The sequence below is a fragment of the Spirochaeta lutea genome (assembly GCF_000758165.1).
Taxonomy (GTDB): domain Bacteria; phylum Spirochaetota; class Spirochaetia; order DSM-27196; family Salinispiraceae; genus Spirochaeta_D; species Spirochaeta_D lutea.
The window spans coordinates 1-18,326 of the sequence record NZ_JNUP01000024.1; the positions used below are offsets into that span (position 1 = coordinate 1).

An 18,326-nucleotide genomic window follows, 5' to 3' on the forward strand; every position below is an offset into this window, starting at 1 on the left:
GCTTCAAGGGTGGGGGAAGGTTTGTAAAAAGTTACAGGGTTTTGCGCACTATGATTGCAGATCAGCCCCGACCATGCTACGATTTCGAGGTGAAACGCCTACTGGTTCTCCCCCTGATATACATATTCTCATGGGCCCTCATCACTGCCTTGGGAGTCGGGTTGAGCCTTTCCTTACTTGCAGCAACCACCAGTCCCCAGGCCCTGAATGCAGTACCCTTCGTGTACAGGCTGCACGCCCTCTCAGTGCTGCCCACTGCGGGACTCGCCGGATTCGCCGGAGCCTGGATCTTCAGCATGTGGCTGCTAAAACGCTGGGGCCGGCCGGTGGTACCGGGGCTGATAATCCTGTTCCTCCTCAGCGTGGCCGGACTTACCTTCGGCAGCATGGGCCTGGCTGGGCTGTTCCGGGGCTTTGACGAATCAGGGATTCCCGGGGTGGGCCACGGGGTGGAACCCGGACGGGTAGAAACCTATCCCCAGGGGTTTTTTATTACCAGAAAGGCGGATCCCCTGCTGCTGCAGGATGTGTACTACCGCCACCGGGGAATGCCCGGGCAAATTGTTGGTCAGGTGTATTACGATACCCAGGCGGAAGAACTGATCTTCCCCGATCGGACGCTGGCTGTTACGGAGATCACCTCCTCCGCCCGAGGGCGGGTGGATACGCCACCGGTACTGGCAGCTCTGGCTGAATGGGGCAGAGATGTATCGGGTGTGTTTCTACTCTACGGCCGGGAGCTGTCGGTGCGGCTGGCGGTGTTAGCCCTTGCGCTGAGTCTCTTTGCTCTGGGCGGCTGGACCCTCCAGAGGGCCAGGGCGTGGCCGTTTTTGGCGCCCTTCTACGGGCTGCTGCAATTCGGCGCCGGGTTGTTTGTATTACAGCTCTTTCAACGCCAGGCGGTTCAGGAACTGGTGATGGCCTTTGTACAGTTCCGGGGATTAGCATACCTCGGCCCCGGGCTGCTCGCCCTGGCGGGGATTGTAATGTTGGTTCTGGGGGTCTTTCTGCCCGGTGACCCCCAGGAGGGGGCGGCGGAGCCGCGCCGGAAAAGGAGGGCCAATGCCTAAGGCAAGGCTTCTGGTAACCCTGATCATCCTGCATCTGGTAGCGGCCTTCGGGCTTTTGGTTTGGAATGGCCTGCATGTGCCGGATGCCTTGGTGGGTGATTTTCTTCTGCCCTGGCTGCTCCAGCGGACTGCCATGCAGTGGATAACCCTCTGGGTACCCGTTACCATGGTGGTGTTTCTCCTGCGTTACAGTCTCTTACCCGTTTTTTTCCATGAACATGATCTGACGTCTTTGCCTGAACCGAGAACCGCCCTGGGGTCGGTGGTTTTGCTGGTTCTGCTGATGACCCTTATCCGGTTGATCGCCCTGCCGGGCCTTGTTGCTGGGCAGGAGAGCTTTCAGAACACCTCCATTCTGGTTCGCCGGGGAGTGGAGGACGCCCAGACCTTGGCGCGCCAGGGGGAGTTGTACCAGGCGGTAACCAGGATAGAAAATGTTTTGAACCTCGCGCCGGGGTATCCCGAGGGTATTGCAGTGCGGGAGGATATCTATAATCGAATCTCCCGGGAAGAAACCGAGAAAACCCAGGATCCCGAGACACCCCTACCCACCCTGCCCCTGAACCGGAGTTTCGCGGAGATACTGGAGCGATCCCGGACGGCTTTGGAGCAGGAGGACTTCTTCACCGCCCTCTACTACGCCGAAACGGCCCTTACCATGAAGGATATGCAGGAGGAGCCCCGAGCCCGGGCCCTGCGTGAACAGGCCCGGCGGGGCATTCTTCGAATGGAGCTGTCGGGGCAGGAACGACAGGATTACCAGGCCTTCGCTCAGAAACGCAGGGCCCTGGATGCCTACGAGCAGGGCCGGTATATCGAGGCCTACTATCTGCTTGCCGAGTTGGAGCAGCAGGATCCCCTGGATCCGGATGTTCAGGAATGGTTTCCCCTGGTCAAGGCCGGGTTGGAGCGGATGTCGTTTTTTATCCAGGACGCCCAGGCGGCCTTGGGCGGCCAGGTGCGGGGACCGGTGGTCTGGGTGGATTCGGAGAGCGGTCTTGTTATATCGGCCGATTCCATGGCACGGGATGCCCTGGGGTTTTTCTTCTACGATCTGGAAATTATCGGCTTTGATTCTGCGGTTTGGTACCGGGGCGAAGCTCCCTATGCCAAGGTGGTGGTGGATAGTCCCCCGGAAGACTCCGAGGCAGAGTTGGGTTGGTATCTGTTGACCCGGGGAATTGACCGGGAACAGCCCGGGGTAGAGAGCAGTCTGGAGGCTCAGGTACCGGGAGAGCCGGACCTGGAGGTGGCACCCCAGATCCTTGCCCTGGCAAACGATCCCGAGGTGTTGTGGAATCTGGGGGCCGGGGCACAGGGAACCCGGGGCATACCCACCGGAGCCTTGTTCGGCATGATAGGCCAGGCTTCCCGGCTCGGCCACGGGGTGCAGGCCTTGATCGTTGAAGCCGGGGACAGGATTCTCCGGGCCCTGGTGGATCTCGTTGTGTTAATGACCTTGATTATTACGGCTTGGCGGGGGCGGGTACGGGTTACCGGGAGTCGGATTATCGGCTCCTTTGTCATGCTGCCCCCTGGGGCCCTGGTCATGTGGGCCCTGTACCAGGGGACGGTGTGGTTAGTGGATGTAGGGGCGGCGCTTTTGGTGCAGCACGGCGGGCTGGCCTTGGTTCTGGCGGTTATCGGGCCGGTGCTGGGGCTGCTCTTTGTGGTGCTTCTGCTGCGGTTTTCGGTTTTATTCCATGCTAAGGGTTAGACGATTATTCCTCGGAGTTGTTCCATGGATTACCGCCGGGCTGGGGTTCGTCCTGGGGTGGTACGGTGCCTTGTTAGGGCTATTGTCGGGGTTATTGCTGGGACAATTGATGTACGGTCAGTATGCCGCCCGGCAGATTAGAGGCGTCTTGGGCTGGAAGGGCCGGGACCCAGGGTCGGTGTATGACGATGAGCTTATTCTCCTGGCCTTGGGGGTAGGGGCGGTGTTTTTGGACGGGCCGCCGAAGGTCGCCCAGATCCAGGTGCTTCAGGGGTACATCGGTCAGGTGGTGGCCCTCAGGCCCTCGGAGATTCCCCTGCTCCGGCAGCTCAGCGACGATATGATCCGGCTGCAGGGACCCCGGGCTCCTCAGGCTCAGGTGCTCTGTTCCCTGGCACTGGCTCACGGCCGGTGGCTGGCCAGCTCCCGGGAGGCCATGGCCCAGAATCACTCCGGTCTTTCCAGACACCGCCTATCCGGGCCCCGGCCCCGGGTCTTGGGGCTTCCCAGGACGGATCGCAGCCCGGAGAATCTGGCGATCTGGCTGTACCATCTGGCCGGCTCGGAACGGGAGGGCATGACCCGGAGTAAGCTGGAGGTGTTGCTGGGGATTTGCCGGTGTTTAGGGGTGCAGGAGCAGGCCATGCTCGCCAGGTTCCGTCAGGGGCCCCATCTATCCGGGGATGCGCTGGAGCGTCTGGGGCTTCCCGAGGATTCCGGGGCTGAACAGATTAAACAGCGCTATCGGCGGTTGCAGCGGGATCTCCACCCCGACCGGCGCAACGGGGTGCCGGGCCAGGGCTATCAGGAGGTGCAGGATGCCTACCAGATTCTCCGGTGGCAGCTGGAGCTGCCGGAAGAATCGGCGGACCCTGCCCTCCAGAAGAGCGGCATCAGCCGGTAGGCAGGCGTTGTATATTGGCCCCTAGGCTCTGCAGGCGGCTGGCGAGGTTCTCGTATCCCCGTTCAATCTGATAGACATTCTGGATAATACTCTGGCCTTCGGCCGCCAGGGCGGCTATGACCATGGCCATACCGGCCCGGACGTCGGGGCTTACCAATTCGCTGCCCGATAGGCGTGCGGGTCCGGAAATAACCGCCCGGTGGGGGTCGCAGAGGACGATCCGGGCCCCCATGCCGATAAGCTTGTCCACAAAGAACATCCGGCTTTCAAACATTTTCTCGTGGATCAGAACCGTGCCCTCGGCCTGGGTGGCCAGGGTGATGATGATGCTCATGAGATCCGGGGGAAAGCCCGGCCAGGGGGCGTCGTCAATCTTGGGAATCATCCCCCCTAAATCGGGAACAACCCGGAGAGACTGGCCCTTGGGCACGTGGATGGTGCTTCCCTCGGTTTCCCAATGGACCCCCAGTTTTGCCATGCCCAGCTTGACCATCTTGAGGTGCTGGGGGGCGGCATCGGTAATGGTGAGCTCACCCCGGGTGACTGCGGCCAGTCCTATGAAGCTGCCGACCTCCATAAAATCCGCGCTGATGGCAAAGTCGGTGCCGCCCAGTTTCTTTACACCCCGGATGGTCAGGATATTGCTGCCGATGCCCGAGATTCCGGCGCCCATGGCATTGAGCATATTGCAGAGATCCTGGACGTGGGGTTCGCTGGCGGCGTTCTCAATGACCGTGGTACCATCGGCCAGGACGGCCGCCATGATGGCGTTTTCGGTAGCGGTTACCGAGGCCTCATCGAGAAACAGATCCACCCCCACCAGGCGGTTGCTGGTGAGCTTAAAGACGCCGTCCACCTCGACCCGGGCTCCCAATGCCTCCAATGCCAGAAAGTGGGTATCCAGCCGGCGACGGCCGATAACATCCCCTCCCGGAGGCGGTAGGATAATCTTTCCCGTCCGGGCTACCATGGGGCCGGCAAAGAGAATGCTGGCCCGGATGCGCCGGGAAAGATCAACGGGGATCTCGGAGGTTTTTATATCATGGGCGGTTATATGGTATTCTCCGTGACTGTCTCCGGGGATAACCGCCGCCCCCAGACGGGTGAGTACCTGGAACATCACGTCCACATCTTCGATATCGGGAATATTGCGCAGGGTCACCTGCTCATCTGTCAGCAGGGCAGCCGCAATACAGGGCAGGGCGGCGTTCTTGTTTCCGCTGGCTTTCACGGTTCCCTTGATGGGGAACCCGCCTTCAACTACATACTTGTACATGGCTGTGATAATCCCTTAAAAGGTAGGTTTCTGTCAACGTTTTGTCCAAAGCCGGCCCCTGCCCCTGGGACAGCCGCCGGGCATTTGGTATATTTTTAGACTATGAAGATTATGAAATTTGGGGGAACCTCGGTGAAGGACGCAGGCCGGATCCGGGGGATGGTGGACATAGTTGCCCAAGCAGCCGACCGGTATCCGGTGCATATTGTCTGTTCAGCCATGAAGGGCATAACCGACGATTTGATCCGTATCGCCCGGATGGCCGAGGACGGTGACGGCGGGTACAAACAGATTATCGAAGAAATCTGGACGCGTCAGCTGGATGCGGTGGATGATCTGTTTGAACCCGACGGTCTGGGGGATGACGCCCCCCGGCGGTACCGCGAGGGGGTAATGAGTCAGCTCCAGGGACTGCTTAAGGAACTCCGGGAGATCAGCCACGGGGTGTTCCTGGTGCGGGAGTGCAGCCCCCGCAGCCTGGATCTGGTCATGAGTTTCGGTGAGCGGATGAACAACAGTCTGATTGCCGCTTATATGAATAGCATCGGCATTCCGGCCTTCTTCGTGGATGCCCGTCAGCTTGTGAAAACCGATACCTCCTACGGCCGGGGCGAGGTGAACTTTGCGAAGACCAACGACAACATCCGGCGCTTTTTTAATCAGCACGAGGATGATGGCATCGGCGTTATTACCGGGTTTGTGGCCAGTACCGATAAGGGTATCACCACCACCCTGGGGCGTAACGGCAGCGATTACTCCGCCAGCATCTTCGGGGCGGCCCTGGGTGCCAGCGATATTGAAATTTGGACCGATGTGGACGGGGTTCTGGAAGCCGATCCCCGGGTAGTGCCCGAGGCGGCGGTCATCGACGATCTGGGGATTGACGAGGCCATGGAAATGTCCTACTTCGGGGCGGAGGTCCTGCATCCCTATACCATGCTGCCTGCCGTGGAAACGGGGATTCCCATCTGGATTAAAAACACCATGAACCCCTCGGTGCGGGGGACCAGGATCGGGGGAGACGCCCCCCAGCGGGAGGCCTCTATTACCGGTATCGCCTCCATCCCCCGGGTTGCCATGATTAACGTGGTCGGCGGGGGAATGGTGGGTGCCCGGGGAATCGCCTCGAAGATCTTCCTGGCCCTTGCCCGGTCCGAGGTGAATATCATCATGATAAGCCAGGCATCCAGCGAGCATTCCATCTGTGTGGTGCTGCGGGAGGATGAGGCGGAGACTGCAGAAACCTGTCTGCGTCAGGACCTGGCCCATGAGCTGCGGATACGTCAGCTCCAGACCATCCAGGTTATCCGCGGGCTGGAGGTTGTATCCATCATCGGGTCCGGGATGCGGGGTCGCCCGGGGGTAAGCGGGCGGCTCTTTCAGAGCCTGGGCCGCAAGGGAATCAACGTTCAAGCTATTGCCCAGGGAAGCTCGGAGATGAACATCTCCTTTGTCATCTCCTCCAAGGATCATAATCCCGCCCTGCAGTCCATCCATCAGGCATTCTTTCAGTCAGGAATAAACTAGGAGTCAGCTATGCAATTTGTGTCTACCCGAGGCGGCGGCAAGGATGCCCCTGTGGGATTCCGTCAGGCCGTGTTCCAGGGGCTTGCCCCGGACGGCGGCTTATACCATCCCTTGGAAGAGCCGGATCTCTCCGGGATCATCCGGGGGTTTAGTCCCAGTACCAGTTTTACCGAACTTGCCTTCCGGATGACCAGGGCCCTCTTTTCCCAGGAGCTCACCGAAGACCAGGCAGACCAGCTCTGCCGCCGGGCCTTTCCCTTTGAGCCGGCCCTTTCCCGTCTCGGCCCGGGCCACCTTCTGTTGGAGTTGTTTCATGGTCCAAGCTGTGCCTTTAAGGATTTTGGTGCAAGTTACCTGGCGAATGTTATGCAAACCTTCCTGGACGGCCGGAGTCAGCGGGCAATAATCCTGACCGCCACCAGCGGAGACACCGGCAGCGCTGTGGCGCAAGCCTTCCACGGCAAGGACGCCATCGATGTGGTAATCCTGTACCCCTCCGGCCGGGTAAGCCCCAGCCAGGAACAACAGCTTACCACCCTGGGGGGCAACGTCCATGCCCTGGAGGTGCAGGGCAGCTTCGACGACTGCCAGAGCCTGGTAAAACAAGCCTTCACCGACCCGGCTCTCAGCAAAGACCTCCCCCTGACCAGTGCAAACTCGATAAATCTGGGCCGCCTCATCCCCCAGAGCTTTTATTACCTCTGGGCCGCCAGTCGGGACCTTGAGTCCCTGGATCCTGGATCCTCCGCCCCAGGAACCTCGGTACGTTCAGCCTCCGCCTCGGGCGCCTCTTCTTCAAGCCCCGCCGCCCCGCGCCCCGGGAAATCAGGCCCGGGGACCTTCTGTGTTCCCAGCGGCAACTTCGGCAACCTAACCGCCGGCATCCTGGCCCGCCGCTGGGGCATGGCCGCCGACGGCTTCATCGCGGCAACCAATGCCAATGACGTCGTGCCCCAGTACCTGGAAACCGGCGATTACCAACCCCGGCCCTCCATCCCCACCCATGCCAACGCCATGGATGTGGGCAGCCCCAGCAATTTTGAGCGGATGAGCGCCTTGTTTCAGGGTGATTTTCATGCCATGGCCCGGCTAATCCGGGGTGAATCCAGCAACAATCAACAGATCCTGGATACCATGAAGGACTACTACCAGCGCCAGGGGGTGTACCTCTGTCCGCATACCGCTGCCGGTGTCCGTGCCGGGGACCGAGCCCTGAAGGAGGGCACCGCGCAGCGGGTTATTACCCTGGCAACCGCCCATCCTGCAAAGTTCCCGGAAATCGCCCGGCTGGCCACAGGCACCGAACCCGCTATGCCCCAACGCCTGGCAGATGTCATGTCCAGAACCAAGCAAGCGACCCTCATTGACCCGACCCTGGAGGCCCTGGGAGCGTTCCTCCGGGACAGCTTTCGTTCCTAGCTTTAGGTAGGGCGACGACCGCACCCGGGCTGAGCATATGGGCCTGAGTCGGGAGCGCCTGACAGCGATCATCCGGGAGCTGGGGGATCGCCGCCAGGTCCGGGGAACGGTAGCCCTGTGAAGGGAGGAACTGAAGACCTGGAACACGCAGTGGTGCAATCCCGGGGTAGCCTTCGGGACCTACGTGCCGAAGTACATTATGGCATGAGGGTGGTGTGCCCTGGGGTTTCAGAGGCCCAAAAAAGTTATGTAGTGCGCAAAAGGTTGTAAACTACGCCAGATATAGTGGTGCAGTTCGAGAACAAACCCAGGGATGGTGTCGCCAGGGTAAAAAGTTACAAGGTTTTGCGCACTAAGTATCGGCCACATAGAGCCGTAGGAGTTTTTTGCCCTCGGAATCCCGGAAGGGATTCTTCTTGTAGCGCAGGAAACTCCGGTACACCGCACATGCGGTATGGTAATCACCCAGGTCCCTCCAGGTGGAGGCGATATCGCAGCGGTAGAGTTCAAGGAGCTTGGGAAACCAGGGATTGGAGAGGTAGGGTTCGGTCCGGTAGCCTGGCAGACTCCGGATGGCCCCGGGAATCATGTGACTCTCGATGAGCCAAGAGACCTCACGGATAAACTCCCGGGGATAGTCCATGGATTGGAGAATATCCTCCGCCAGGGATGCCCCGATCTCGGCGTGTCCGTCGAAGAGCCGGTTTTTATTCCGCCGGGCCGAGGGTTTGCCGCAGTCGTGGAGGAACAGAGCGGTGGAAAAGGCCAAATCGAAGACTTTGCGGTGCTTCAGGCTTTCCAGACTATGCTCCCAGACGTTTCCCTCGGGATGGCATTCCTTGCTATGGCTGGTGCGGTCCATGGCTCCCAGCACCGGCCACAGCTCTCCAAGAACCCCTAGGCGGTAGAGAAACCGCAGTCCCCGGTGGGCCCACCGCCCGGTAATCACCATACCCCACAACCAGCGCAATTCCCCTGCCTCCAAGAACGTCCACGAACGGCCCTCGGTCCTGCAGATTTCCGCCTGTTCAAGGAGCAGATCCGCCTGTTTCGGATCGACCGGATACCGGGCCAGGAGCACCCCCAGATCCAGGAGCTGCCGGGAGGTTAATCCGGCCAGAACCCCCGGGCCGGCGCCGCTCTTAGCCGATGAGCCCCGGGCATCCGCCAGGGGACTTCCCTGAACGGTCAGGTGGCCCTTGCGCAGATCAAGGTAGCTGTCACGAGGGTCTGAGAAGGCATTTTCTTGGTACCGGTAGGTAAGGTTCAGGGAATCGATGGGGTGGGATTCCAGGGATTCATCATCCAGGACGGTTAGATGGACCGTGGTGCTGCCAAGCCCCAGGGCGGCATCCACTCCAGGAAGTCCCGGAAACGAGAGATGGGGCACATCCCGGGCCAGATCCACCAGGCTGCCGTGGTAGGCCGCGTGCAGATAGGGGGACCAGGCATTGGGGCCCTTGATGCGGTACAGCCTATCCAGGGCCGAGAAACGAGTGAGAACAATGGGACGTGAAAGCTGCTGAACAAGGTCCTCAATCATGGGAAATCAAGATACTCATTTTCTTTCCCGGCGTCTATCGGGGTTTCTTTCGGGGCCCCGCAGCCCTCCAGCCCACTGGCCGCCCCTGTGTCGGAAATGTAGTGCGCAAAAGGTTGTAAACGACACCGGATATAGCGGAGCACCCTATAAGTCTATCCACGGGTAGTGTCGCCGGGGTGCAATGGTACAACCTTTTGCGCACTATATTCTGCTAGGCCCCCGAGAGATACTCCAGGGCCTGGCGGGTACGGGACAACTCCAGCTCGACCTCCTGGCGGGTTTCTACCACGAAGGGATCTTCCTCGGCGGGGCAGTGGGTCTGCTGGTAATCGTCGATGATGGCCTTACCCCGGTCGATATCGCGCTGGCGGCTGGAGAGGGTCCGGGTCAGGAGCTCGGGAACCATGGTCAGGTAGCGCTCCAGGCCCGCGGTCTCCGCCCGGCGCTCCTCGGCGCTGCGGACCGCCTTGGGATTCGCCAGAATCCGGTCACGCATGGCCTTGAGGGAGGCTAGGGTAATGAAGAACCGGTAGGCCTCGATGGCCTTCAGGCGGTTAACATCCGTCATCATGTTTTTTCCCAACCCGGGAATATCCTTGGGCAGGTAGATGGTTTTCCGTTCGGTGATGGACTCCAGGTATTCCACGGCTTTGCGCATGTAGGCGATGATCTCCGGGCGAAAGAGGGTCAGATCGAAGTGATTACGTTTCGCCTTGTTCCGGGCCTTGTATTTCCCCTCGTTGCGCTTCAAGCTGTAGAGGTTATCCGTCAGCCCCCAAGCCGGGATCAGATTGTTGAATCCCGGGGGAACCTCCAAATAGTATGCCACCGGCTCATTGATGAGAGAAAAGGGAAAGGAAATCTTCTGGGGAAGGGTGGTGACCCCCGCGGCGATGATGGTGTAGGGGGCCTCCCGGTAGTTGGCCGGATATTTAATCACCGACGAAAGGCCGAAGAACATCCCCTCCCCGGGCCAGCACTCCTGGTCGGGCATCCGGCTTGTATGGTTGGAGCCCACGTTCGCCCCGTAGCCGATATTCCCCCGGCCCCCGGGCCAGTAGTTGGCGATGAGCAGACTCTGGTGATGAAACCCCACAAAGGGCCCCATAAAACTGGCCGTGGCCTCCCCAAGACTCACCCCGGAGTTAGGCCCCACGATGGTGTGCTGCACCTTTCCGTGTTCGGTTACATAGCTATGCTCAAAGAGCATGGAATCGAAGACCAGGGCCCCGGTATCCACGCTCACCCCCTCCTGGATAATACTCCGCCGGATAACCGATGAGGGCCCCACCTCCGTGGGATCCGCCGGGGTCGAAAGGATGGTGGCCTCTTCGATACAGTCGCATTGATGCACCCAGGCATGGGGACCGATGTACGCATCCTGAATATGCCGGGCATCCAACACCGCAGCATAGTCGTCCACGATGGTACAGTGTCCCTGAATCCGGGAGCAGTACCGGTCCACCAGGGCATTAAAATCATCCTGAACCAAGGCATCCCCGGGGCGGTCCAGGACGAACTGGGCAAGCTCCAGGCTCAAATCTGCGAATATCCGGACCGGTCGTCCGCCGATTTCTACGCCTATGGGGATTTCAATGCCGTTACCGTAGATCGTGGCCCCCGAGGACCGCAGACTAGAGTTGGATAGCAGTACCTCCCTGCCGGTCCGCACCCCTTGGAGCATGGGGCAGCGGTGCACCGCCGAGGCGCTGCCGATCCGGCAATCCGCCAGGGTGCTGCCGTAGACCCCCTGGGGCAGGCTCACCACCCCCCCGGGCACCGGGTAGGCGTGCATGGCGCCGGAAAAGACCCCCAGGTAGACCCTGCCGAAGAACTGGTTACCCCGCACCGACAGGACGTTAAAATCGGGATGCACCCGGACGGCGCTCCAGTCCTCGGCGCTGTTGCCCTGCTCCCGCAGAAGGCGGATCTCTTCGTCCCGGAGCTCCCGGCTCTCGGGCAGATCCTGTTCGGGGGTGTCGGGCTGATCCGCCGGAGCGGATTCCCGGGATGCCCCCTCATCGGTGCTGCAGGGACAGAAGTGGGCAATACGGTTTTGAAGATCGGAATAGATTATTTTTTGGGAAACGGTTTGCAGATGCATGGCCTGATTATAGACCCCGGAGGGATAGGTAGGCAATTTTTACCCGAAACAGGGCAGATTATTACTCGATCTCCACGGCCGTGCCGTAGACCATCAGCTCGGCAGCTCCCTGCATCATGCTGTTGGTGGAAAACCGCACGGCAACCACGGCATTAGCGCCCAGGGCCTCGGCATCCTCAATCAGCCGGTCGATGGCCTGCTCCCGGGCCTCGGACATCATCTTGGTGTAATCCCCGATTTCGCCCCCCACCATATTCTTGAAGCGCGCGGAAATATCGTAGCCGATGTGACGGGCCCGTATCGTATTCCCCCGGACCAGGCCTAGAACCTTTGTAATTCGCCGCCCCGGAACATCCGGTGTAGTAACCAAAATCATCGTATAATCTCCTTATAGGATTTTCCCGCGTCCTCGGCGCGTTTCTGCCGGAAGGCATGTATAAGGAAGTGTACCACTCCCAGCAGAACCGAGACAATCCACAGGGTGCGGCCCCACTGGGGAATTCCCGTAATAAGGTCTAGTCCCAGGGCGACCTGGAACACTAGGAAGACCGCCACCCCGATGCCGCCGAAGATACTCCCCAGGGTCAAAAATACGCGTTTTCCGGGGGAGCGGACAAAGGGGGCATACCAGTCCTGGGGCAGGGCGGGAAACTGCACATCCGCCATCCGACGTTTGAGCTGCAGCAGCTCGGCATACTCCTGGCGGTATTCATAGTCTGCTTGAATTGTATTGATAACCCCGGGAATCTGATCCTCGGGAAGTTCGTTGTCTACCAGTGCTTGGATTTTTAACACCATCTCTTCATCTCTCATACCCCGCCTCCTTGGGTGTGATTTTGTAATAACTCGGCGAGTTTTTTCCGCGAGTAATAAAGTCTGGACATTACGGTGCCCAGGGGAATATCTAAAATCTGGGCCATCTCCTCGTAGGAGCACTCCTGAAAATGCTTCAGCTCCAGTATCTCCCGCTGCTCGGGCTTCAGCCGCGCCAGACAGTCTATGACCGCCTGGGAGGTTTCCCGCTGAATCAGCAGATCCTCCGGACCGTGCCCCGCTGAAATCACCTCCATCCCCTCCGGAAAACCCACATTCTGGCTCTCCTTTTTCCGGAGAAAGTTCCGGGCAAGGTTGCGCCCGATGGTGAGCAGCCAGGGGTATAGGGGCTTCGAGGGGTTGTACCGGGAGAGGTTCTGATAGGCCCTCAGCACCGTTTCCTGTAAGAGATCCTGAGCATCGTCGGTATTGCGCACAATCATATAGATGGCGCGGTACAGCCGCTGCTCGTAGGGTCTGAGATGGCCAACAAAGTCTGATGCCTGCAAGGTTTCCGTTGTCATTCGTCCATAGTACCCCGGCTGTGGGAATTTATTCACCACTTTTTCTTGCAATGAAATCCACCCTGTTAGAACGCTGGTAGTCAATAAATCCTAGGAAAGTACAGAAATTCTGTATTTGTATGAAAGAATAGGAGGGGGAACCCCCGATAAAGAATAAAATTACAGATTTCTCATGTTTCGTCCTTTGAAAAACCCTCCCTACAATTAACCAACCTAAATAAGGAGGCACAAGATGAAGAAGCAAATTATTTCTGTTCTTCTTCTAGTTCTGGCTGCCACAGTGGTATGGGCAGCAGGACAAGGTGAATCAGCAAAACCGGGCGCATCGGGTTCGGTGGTTGAATTGAGGGTGCAGTTTCCCCGGGATAATGAGGAAAATCAGTACCGTATCCAAGCAGAGCTCGATAAAGCACGCCGGTTTGAAGCAGAGCATCCGAACATAAAAATAATTCCGGTTCATATTGAGTACGATAACACCGGAGAGTTTTTTGTACGGCAGGCTGCGAATCAGGCACCGGATGTCATGATGAGTGTGTGGGCAACGGAAGCACAGCTTTGGGTTAGTAAAGGTTGGGCTTTACCCTTGGATGACTATCTTGCTTCTTGGGAAAAAATGGATTGGTATAATCCGGCTTCCTTCGATCCCTTTATGGTGAATGGGGTACGCTACGGAATTCCAGAGAACAACTATGTAAAGCATGTAATCTATAACAAGGATCTCTTTGATCAGGCGAATCAGCCCTATCCGAAGAATGACTGGACATGGAATGAATTTCTCGAAGCAGCACGAGCGACCACTAATAAGAGTGCTGGGGTGGCTGGTTTTGCTCCCATGGGGCGTGGCGGCGAAGGCGGCTGGGGATTTACAGATTTTATCTACCAAGCCGGCGGAGAAGTTGTCGAAATACGGGATGGTAAGTATTACTCAGTATTTGATTCACCCCAGGCCATCGCGGCAGCCCAGTTTTTTAAGGATCTGAAATGGAAACATGATGTAATCCCATCTCAATGGGCAAACGGCTGGGGTGATGTATTTAACGTCTTCGGTGCGGGTCAGGCTGCCATGGTCTTTGATGCCGACTGGGGACGGGCAATTCCCATTAATAGCTTTGGAATGGACCCTGATAACATTGGAGTTGTAATCATGCCAAAGGGGCCGGGATCTCAGGGCAGGCATGCCGGGGTTCTTGGTGGAACATTCATGGTAATTAATGCAGCTTCCGCCCGTAGCAAGGCAGTGCAGGATGCGGCCTTCGCGTGGATAGATTTTGAACGCTATGATGAAGCGGGATTAGAGCGGATAGAATCAGAAATTGCGGACGCCCGATCTAATGGCCAATATAGGGCACAGTTTCAGTATTCACCCCTCTTGCCTGAAGCCCAGTATATCCAGCGGGAGACTGCTATTATGGCGGCGAACCCAGATGCGGCAGTTATCTGGGGGGATGATGAGTTCCTGGAATTATTGCCAGGAACAGCACATACCGAACCAGCTGTAGCTGCCCAAGATCTCTACGGTGAATACCTTGCAAATGTCGTGCAGCTTCTTCTGAGCGATGAAAATGCAGATCCAGAACGGATCATGAAGGAATACAATGATCGGTTCCAGAAGGAGGTTCTGGATCCCCTTAATGCCGCTCAATAACTTGGCATTACTACTCTTCAGCTCCCGGGGCGGCTTCCGCCTCCGGGGCTTTAATAAAAGGTACCGAAATGATACGAGATCTACCAAATCCATCGAAAAAAAGACCCTACGCGGTAGGATTAGGATTTTTAGTCCCCGCCTTTATCGTGTTCGCGCTCTTCCAATGGCTGCCTATTCTGGCGAATTTTCTGCTAGCATTCACTGAATACAATCCAGGCTTTTTGCCGAAGTGGATCGGCATTGAAAACTTCCGGGCTATTTTTAATGACCCGCGGTTTTTTACAGCTCTTTCAAACACAATCTTCTATGTACTGATTTGCTTAGTATTCGGTTTTATCATACCCATCATTGTTGCCCTGGCAATCTCTGAGTTGCGCTGGGGGAGGGGGTTTTTCCGTACTGCGATTTACATACCGAATATTCTCCCAGCTATCGCCACCTATATAATCTGGCGTTGGATTTTCAACCCCCAGTTCGGACTGCTCAATGCTTTTCTAGGTATTTTCGGCGTTGAGCCCCAGTTATGGTTATTAAGCGGAAATCAGGTACTCCTCTCGATCGCGATTATGGCAACCTGGCAAGGTTTTGGATCGACCGCGGTGTTGTACATGGCTAGTCTGACCTCTGTTAATCCGGAGCTTTATGAGAGTGCGGAGATGGAAGGGGCTGGGTTTTTCCAGCGTATTTGGTACATCACTCTGCCCTCTATTTCTGGAACTATAAAGCTGCTTCTGGTATTACAGCTGATTGCAACCTTTCAGGTGCTCCAGGAGCCGTATGTTCTTACTCAAGGGGGTCCGAACGATGCAAGTCTTACCCTCATGCTTTTGACCCATCAATATGCCTTTGAAAAAATAGATTTCGGGAGAGCAGGTGCCTTAGGCTCACTCTTCCTTCTGGCAATGATCGGACTCTCGGTCTTTTATGTACAGAAGACCGGTCTTGCCGAAACAAAAAGGAGCTAACCCATGGCAAACACCCTTCGTGGTATTCTCTCATTTAATGAGTACCGGCAGCCCAGGAACAGGGCAGCGTACATTCTGTTTTTCATCATGGCGGTGTTGCTTTCCTTGGTAATGGTATTTCCGTTAATCTGGGTTTTTCTAACCTCTCTTAAAGCACCGGCGGATGTGTACAAAATTCCGGTAACCCTGCTGCCCGAAACCTGGAACCTGGGGAATTTCGCTACGGCCTGGCGAAGCTTCCGGTTCCCGTTGATGCTTTTCAATACCTTTGCGGTGTATCTGGCTACCCTCACCGCTCGGCTTCTGGTTGTACTGTTAGCAGCCTATTCGTTGTCCAAACTGAAAGTGCCTTTTCGGCGGACTATTTACCTGTTGTTTTTATCCACCCTGGTGCTTCCGGTTTTCTCGTATATTATCCCAAGCTTTCTGGTTATTAATGCCTTCGGGCTCTATGACAACTGGTTAGCACTGATTTTACCCGGTGCAGCAAGTTCGTTTCCGCTGCTCCTGGCCAAGGGTTTTATGGATGAGATGCCCATCGAACTTTGTGAGTCCGCCAGGATCGACGGTTCTTCTGAGCTACGGATTCTGTGGAGCATTATTCTTCCGATTGCGAAACCGGTAATTGCTGTAATTTCTATACTCGCGTTTCTGGAGGTGTGGAATAACTTTTTTTGGCCGCAGCTGGTAATCACTAGTTCGGAAAAATGGACCATGCCTATTATGCTCTGGTACCGCACCTCAGTAATCGGCGGCAATCCGCCCATGAACATCCAGTTGGCGGGTATGTTTTTCAGTATACTGCCGCCGTTGATCCTCTTCATGTTCTTTCAGAGGTACATCACTGAAGGGGTAACCTTCGCTGGTATTAAGGGCTAAGGAGAAAGGAGGATCGTATGGCTGTGCATGCTTCAGTAGATCTCAGATTGGCTGGGATGGCATTGATTGTTCTGTTGGGATGGATTATGGGGTGTACCACCTCCAAGGTTCCTAGCAGTGAAGAACTATTTACCGACGCGGGGAATCGCCTGGATATACAAGAGCCCGAAGGGCGGGAAACCTCGGATCCCCTGATTATGGTTCATTATATGCCATGGTTTGAGGCCCCGCCGATAAGCAGCGGCTTCGGCTTTCACTGGCATATGGGAGGTGGGGTGTTTGATCCCTATCGAATCCTCGAAAACGGACGAGTTGATATCGGTTCCCATTATTATCCCCTAACGGGTCCCTACGATTCTTCTGATCCCCAGCTTCTCCGGTACCAGGTTAGTCTCATGAAACTGGCGGGAATAGACGGTGTCATTTTCGATTGGTACGGCATTGAAGATGCCTTAGATTATCGATCCATTCATGAGTCTACCCTGGCGATGATCAAGGTCTTGGGTGAAGCGGGATTGAAATTCGCCATCTGTTATGAGGATCAAAGCATCGGGCATATGATTGAGGCCGGGGTCATTCCCAAGGATGGGGGGCTGGCTGCCGGGGAGAGGGTAATGCAGTATATGCAGGATACCTGGTTTACCGATCCCGGGTACCTGACCCATGAGGGACGGCCGGTGCTCTTAACCTTCGGACCTCAGTACTTTGTGAACCCCGAGCACTGGGACCGGATGTTTTCCCGAGCCCAGCCGAGGCCTCTTTTTATGACCCTGGATGGCCACAGCGCGTCCATAGCGGACGGGTCCTTTGCCTGGCCACCAATGTGGGCATCAGAGGGAGGTGTTCTCGCAATTCCACGACTTGTCACGTATTTGAATGAGTATTACCGGCTCCAGAGAGATTCGCCCTTCCTGGTGACTACAGCATTTCCGGGCTTCCATGATATCTACCGGGAAGCCAGTACAGGGCCCAGCTATGGGTTCCTAGATGATTATGATGGCCGGACCTTCCAGTTGACCCTGGAGGCGGCTCTGAAATCCCAGGCCCAGGTCATTCAAATCGCAACCTGGAATGACTATGGAGAAGGTACCATGGTGGAGCCCACGGCAGAACGGGGGTACCGAGATCTGGAATATCTGCAAACCCTTCAGATACGGCAGAACCCGCGCTTTCTTTTTGGAACAAAGGATTTACGGATTCCCCTGGAACTCTACCGGATCAGTACCGATGCTCAGGCCTCCGAGAAAGCACGAGTAGCTGCCGAGAATGCCACCACGGCCTTGTTAGCCGGAGACCTGGCGGCCTTCAGAACCTCCGTGTCTGAGGCGGGGGTCAAGATTCCCCCAACTGTTCTCCCCCTTTTACCGGACGCTTGGGCAGGGGCAGATGTAGGGGCATTAGAATCACCCCAAGAGGCAGCCTACAACCCCGGAGATAAACCTAACCTTGCCCTGGGCAGGCCTGTTTCCGCGAATTCCCATATTTATGATTTTATACCCCAGAATGCAGTAGACGGCCAGACGACTACCTACTGGGAAGGGGGGGCGGACAGGTATCCTAACCGTATTACCGTCGATTTGGGTAGGGAAACCCAGCTCGAGGCGGTAGTGATACGGCTTAATCCGGCCCGGATTTGGGCTACGCGGATTCAGCGCCTTGCCGTGTTGGGTAGTTCGGATGGTGAAGATTTTTCCATACTGGTTCCTGAGCAGGCAGCGGAGTTCGATCCCCAAACTAATGGAAACACATACAGCTTGCATCTGACGGGGGCCGCTCGGTATCTCCAGGTACTCATTACAGCTAATGACGGTGCTAATGCCGGACAGATTGCTGAGTTGGAAATCTACGGCCGGTAGTACCCCGGCTGCAGCCGGGCAATCCGGAAGCATTCTCGGCGGCGGGGCAACCACGGGCCCCGTTTCGCCGGGCTTGGGCGGGCT

At 57.1% G+C, this 18,326-nt stretch carries 15 protein-coding genes; 9 read left to right on the plus strand and 6 right to left on the minus strand.

Annotated elements, in window-relative coordinates:
• The first annotated feature begins 89 nt into the window (after window positions 1-89).
• The 3 genes from DC28_RS03165 to DC28_RS03175 are packed head-to-tail and all read left to right on the plus strand — an operon-like array spanning window position 90 to window position 3,691.
• A complete protein-coding gene (locus DC28_RS03165; protein WP_156104554.1) occupies window positions 90-1,070 on the plus strand; it encodes a hypothetical protein in 981 nt (326 codons plus the stop codon).
• Entirely contained in the window at window positions 1,063-2,787 is a 1,725-nt protein-coding gene (locus tag DC28_RS03170) for a hypothetical protein (protein WP_037545828.1), read from the plus strand. Before DC28_RS03165 ends, DC28_RS03170 begins: the two co-directional genes overlap by 8 nt.
• Complete coding sequence (locus DC28_RS03175) at window positions 2,774-3,691, plus strand: J domain-containing protein (RefSeq protein WP_081941875.1); 918 nt, start codon at window positions 2,774-2,776, stop codon at window positions 3,689-3,691. The genes DC28_RS03170 and DC28_RS03175 overlap by 14 nt, the downstream gene beginning before the upstream one ends.
• On the opposite strand, the gene murA is transcribed toward DC28_RS03175, so the two are convergent.
• Window positions 3,681-4,967, minus strand: a complete 1,287-nt coding sequence (gene murA / locus DC28_RS03180; RefSeq protein ID WP_037545834.1) for a UDP-N-acetylglucosamine 1-carboxyvinyltransferase — start codon at window positions 4,965-4,967, stop codon at window positions 3,681-3,683. The genes DC28_RS03175 and murA overlap by 11 nt on opposite strands.
• Window positions 4,968-5,069: 102 nt before the next feature.
• Here murA and DC28_RS03185 point away from each other — a divergent pair, with 102 nt between their 5' ends.
• Window positions 5,070-6,494 carry an aspartate kinase gene (locus DC28_RS03185; protein WP_037545838.1) on the plus strand — a complete coding sequence of 475 codons (1,425 nt, stop codon included), beginning with the start codon at window positions 5,070-5,072 and terminating at the stop codon, window positions 6,492-6,494.
• Window positions 6,495-6,503: 9 nt separating this feature from the next.
• Window positions 6,504-7,913 (plus strand): pyridoxal-phosphate dependent enzyme, encoded by a 1,410-nt coding sequence (locus tag DC28_RS16620; RefSeq protein WP_037545841.1) that lies wholly within the window; start codon window positions 6,504-6,506, stop codon window positions 7,911-7,913.
• 352 nt (window positions 7,914-8,265) lie between these two features.
• Here the strand turns inward: DC28_RS16620 and DC28_RS15145 are convergent, their stop codons facing one another.
• The 5 genes from DC28_RS15145 to DC28_RS03215 form a co-directional block, all read right to left on the minus strand.
• The gene (locus DC28_RS15145) at window positions 8,266-9,456 is read right to left on the minus strand and encodes an HD domain-containing protein (RefSeq protein WP_052078390.1); all 1,191 of its coding nucleotides are present in this window, start codon (window positions 9,454-9,456) and stop codon (window positions 8,266-8,268) included.
• Window positions 9,457-9,667: 211 nt separating this feature from the next.
• On the minus strand, window positions 9,668-11,560 hold the full coding sequence (locus tag DC28_RS03200) for a DUF4954 family protein (RefSeq protein ID WP_156104555.1): 1,893 nt from the start codon (window positions 11,558-11,560) through the stop codon (window positions 9,668-9,670).
• A 61-nt stretch (window positions 11,561-11,621) separates the two neighbouring features.
• Window positions 11,622-11,936 (minus strand): YbjQ family protein, encoded by a 315-nt coding sequence (locus tag DC28_RS03205; RefSeq protein WP_037545844.1) that lies wholly within the window; start codon window positions 11,934-11,936, stop codon window positions 11,622-11,624.
• Entirely contained in the window at window positions 11,933-12,373 is a 441-nt protein-coding gene (locus DC28_RS03210; RefSeq protein WP_037545847.1) for a hypothetical protein, read from the minus strand. Before DC28_RS03210 ends, DC28_RS03205 begins: the two co-directional genes overlap by 4 nt.
• Entirely contained in the window at window positions 12,370-12,897 is a 528-nt protein-coding gene (locus tag DC28_RS03215; RefSeq protein WP_037545850.1) for an RNA polymerase sigma factor, read from the minus strand. Before DC28_RS03215 ends, DC28_RS03210 begins: the two co-directional genes overlap by 4 nt.
• 232 nt (window positions 12,898-13,129) lie before the next feature.
• Here DC28_RS03215 and DC28_RS03220 point away from each other — a divergent pair, with 232 nt between their 5' ends.
• The 4 genes from DC28_RS03220 (at window position 13,130) to DC28_RS03235 (ending at window position 18,242) form a co-directional block, all read left to right on the plus strand.
• Window positions 13,130-14,542, plus strand: a complete 1,413-nt coding sequence (locus tag DC28_RS03220) for an ABC transporter substrate-binding protein (protein ID WP_037545853.1) — start codon at window positions 13,130-13,132, stop codon at window positions 14,540-14,542.
• Between the two features lie 68 nt (window positions 14,543-14,610).
• The gene (locus tag DC28_RS03225; protein WP_081941869.1) at window positions 14,611-15,507 is read left to right on the plus strand and encodes a carbohydrate ABC transporter permease; all 897 of its coding nucleotides are present in this window, start codon (window positions 14,611-14,613) and stop codon (window positions 15,505-15,507) included.
• A gap of 3 nt (window positions 15,508-15,510) precedes the next feature.
• Window positions 15,511-16,386: a carbohydrate ABC transporter permease gene (locus tag DC28_RS03230; RefSeq protein ID WP_052078393.1), complete on the plus strand. Its 876-nt coding sequence runs from the start codon at window positions 15,511-15,513 to the stop codon at window positions 16,384-16,386.
• 17 nt (window positions 16,387-16,403) lie between these two features.
• Window positions 16,404-18,242 carry a discoidin domain-containing protein gene (locus tag DC28_RS03235; protein ID WP_052078394.1) on the plus strand — a complete coding sequence of 613 codons (1,839 nt, stop codon included), beginning with the start codon at window positions 16,404-16,406 and terminating at the stop codon, window positions 18,240-18,242.
• Window positions 18,243-18,326: the final 84 nt, after the last annotated feature.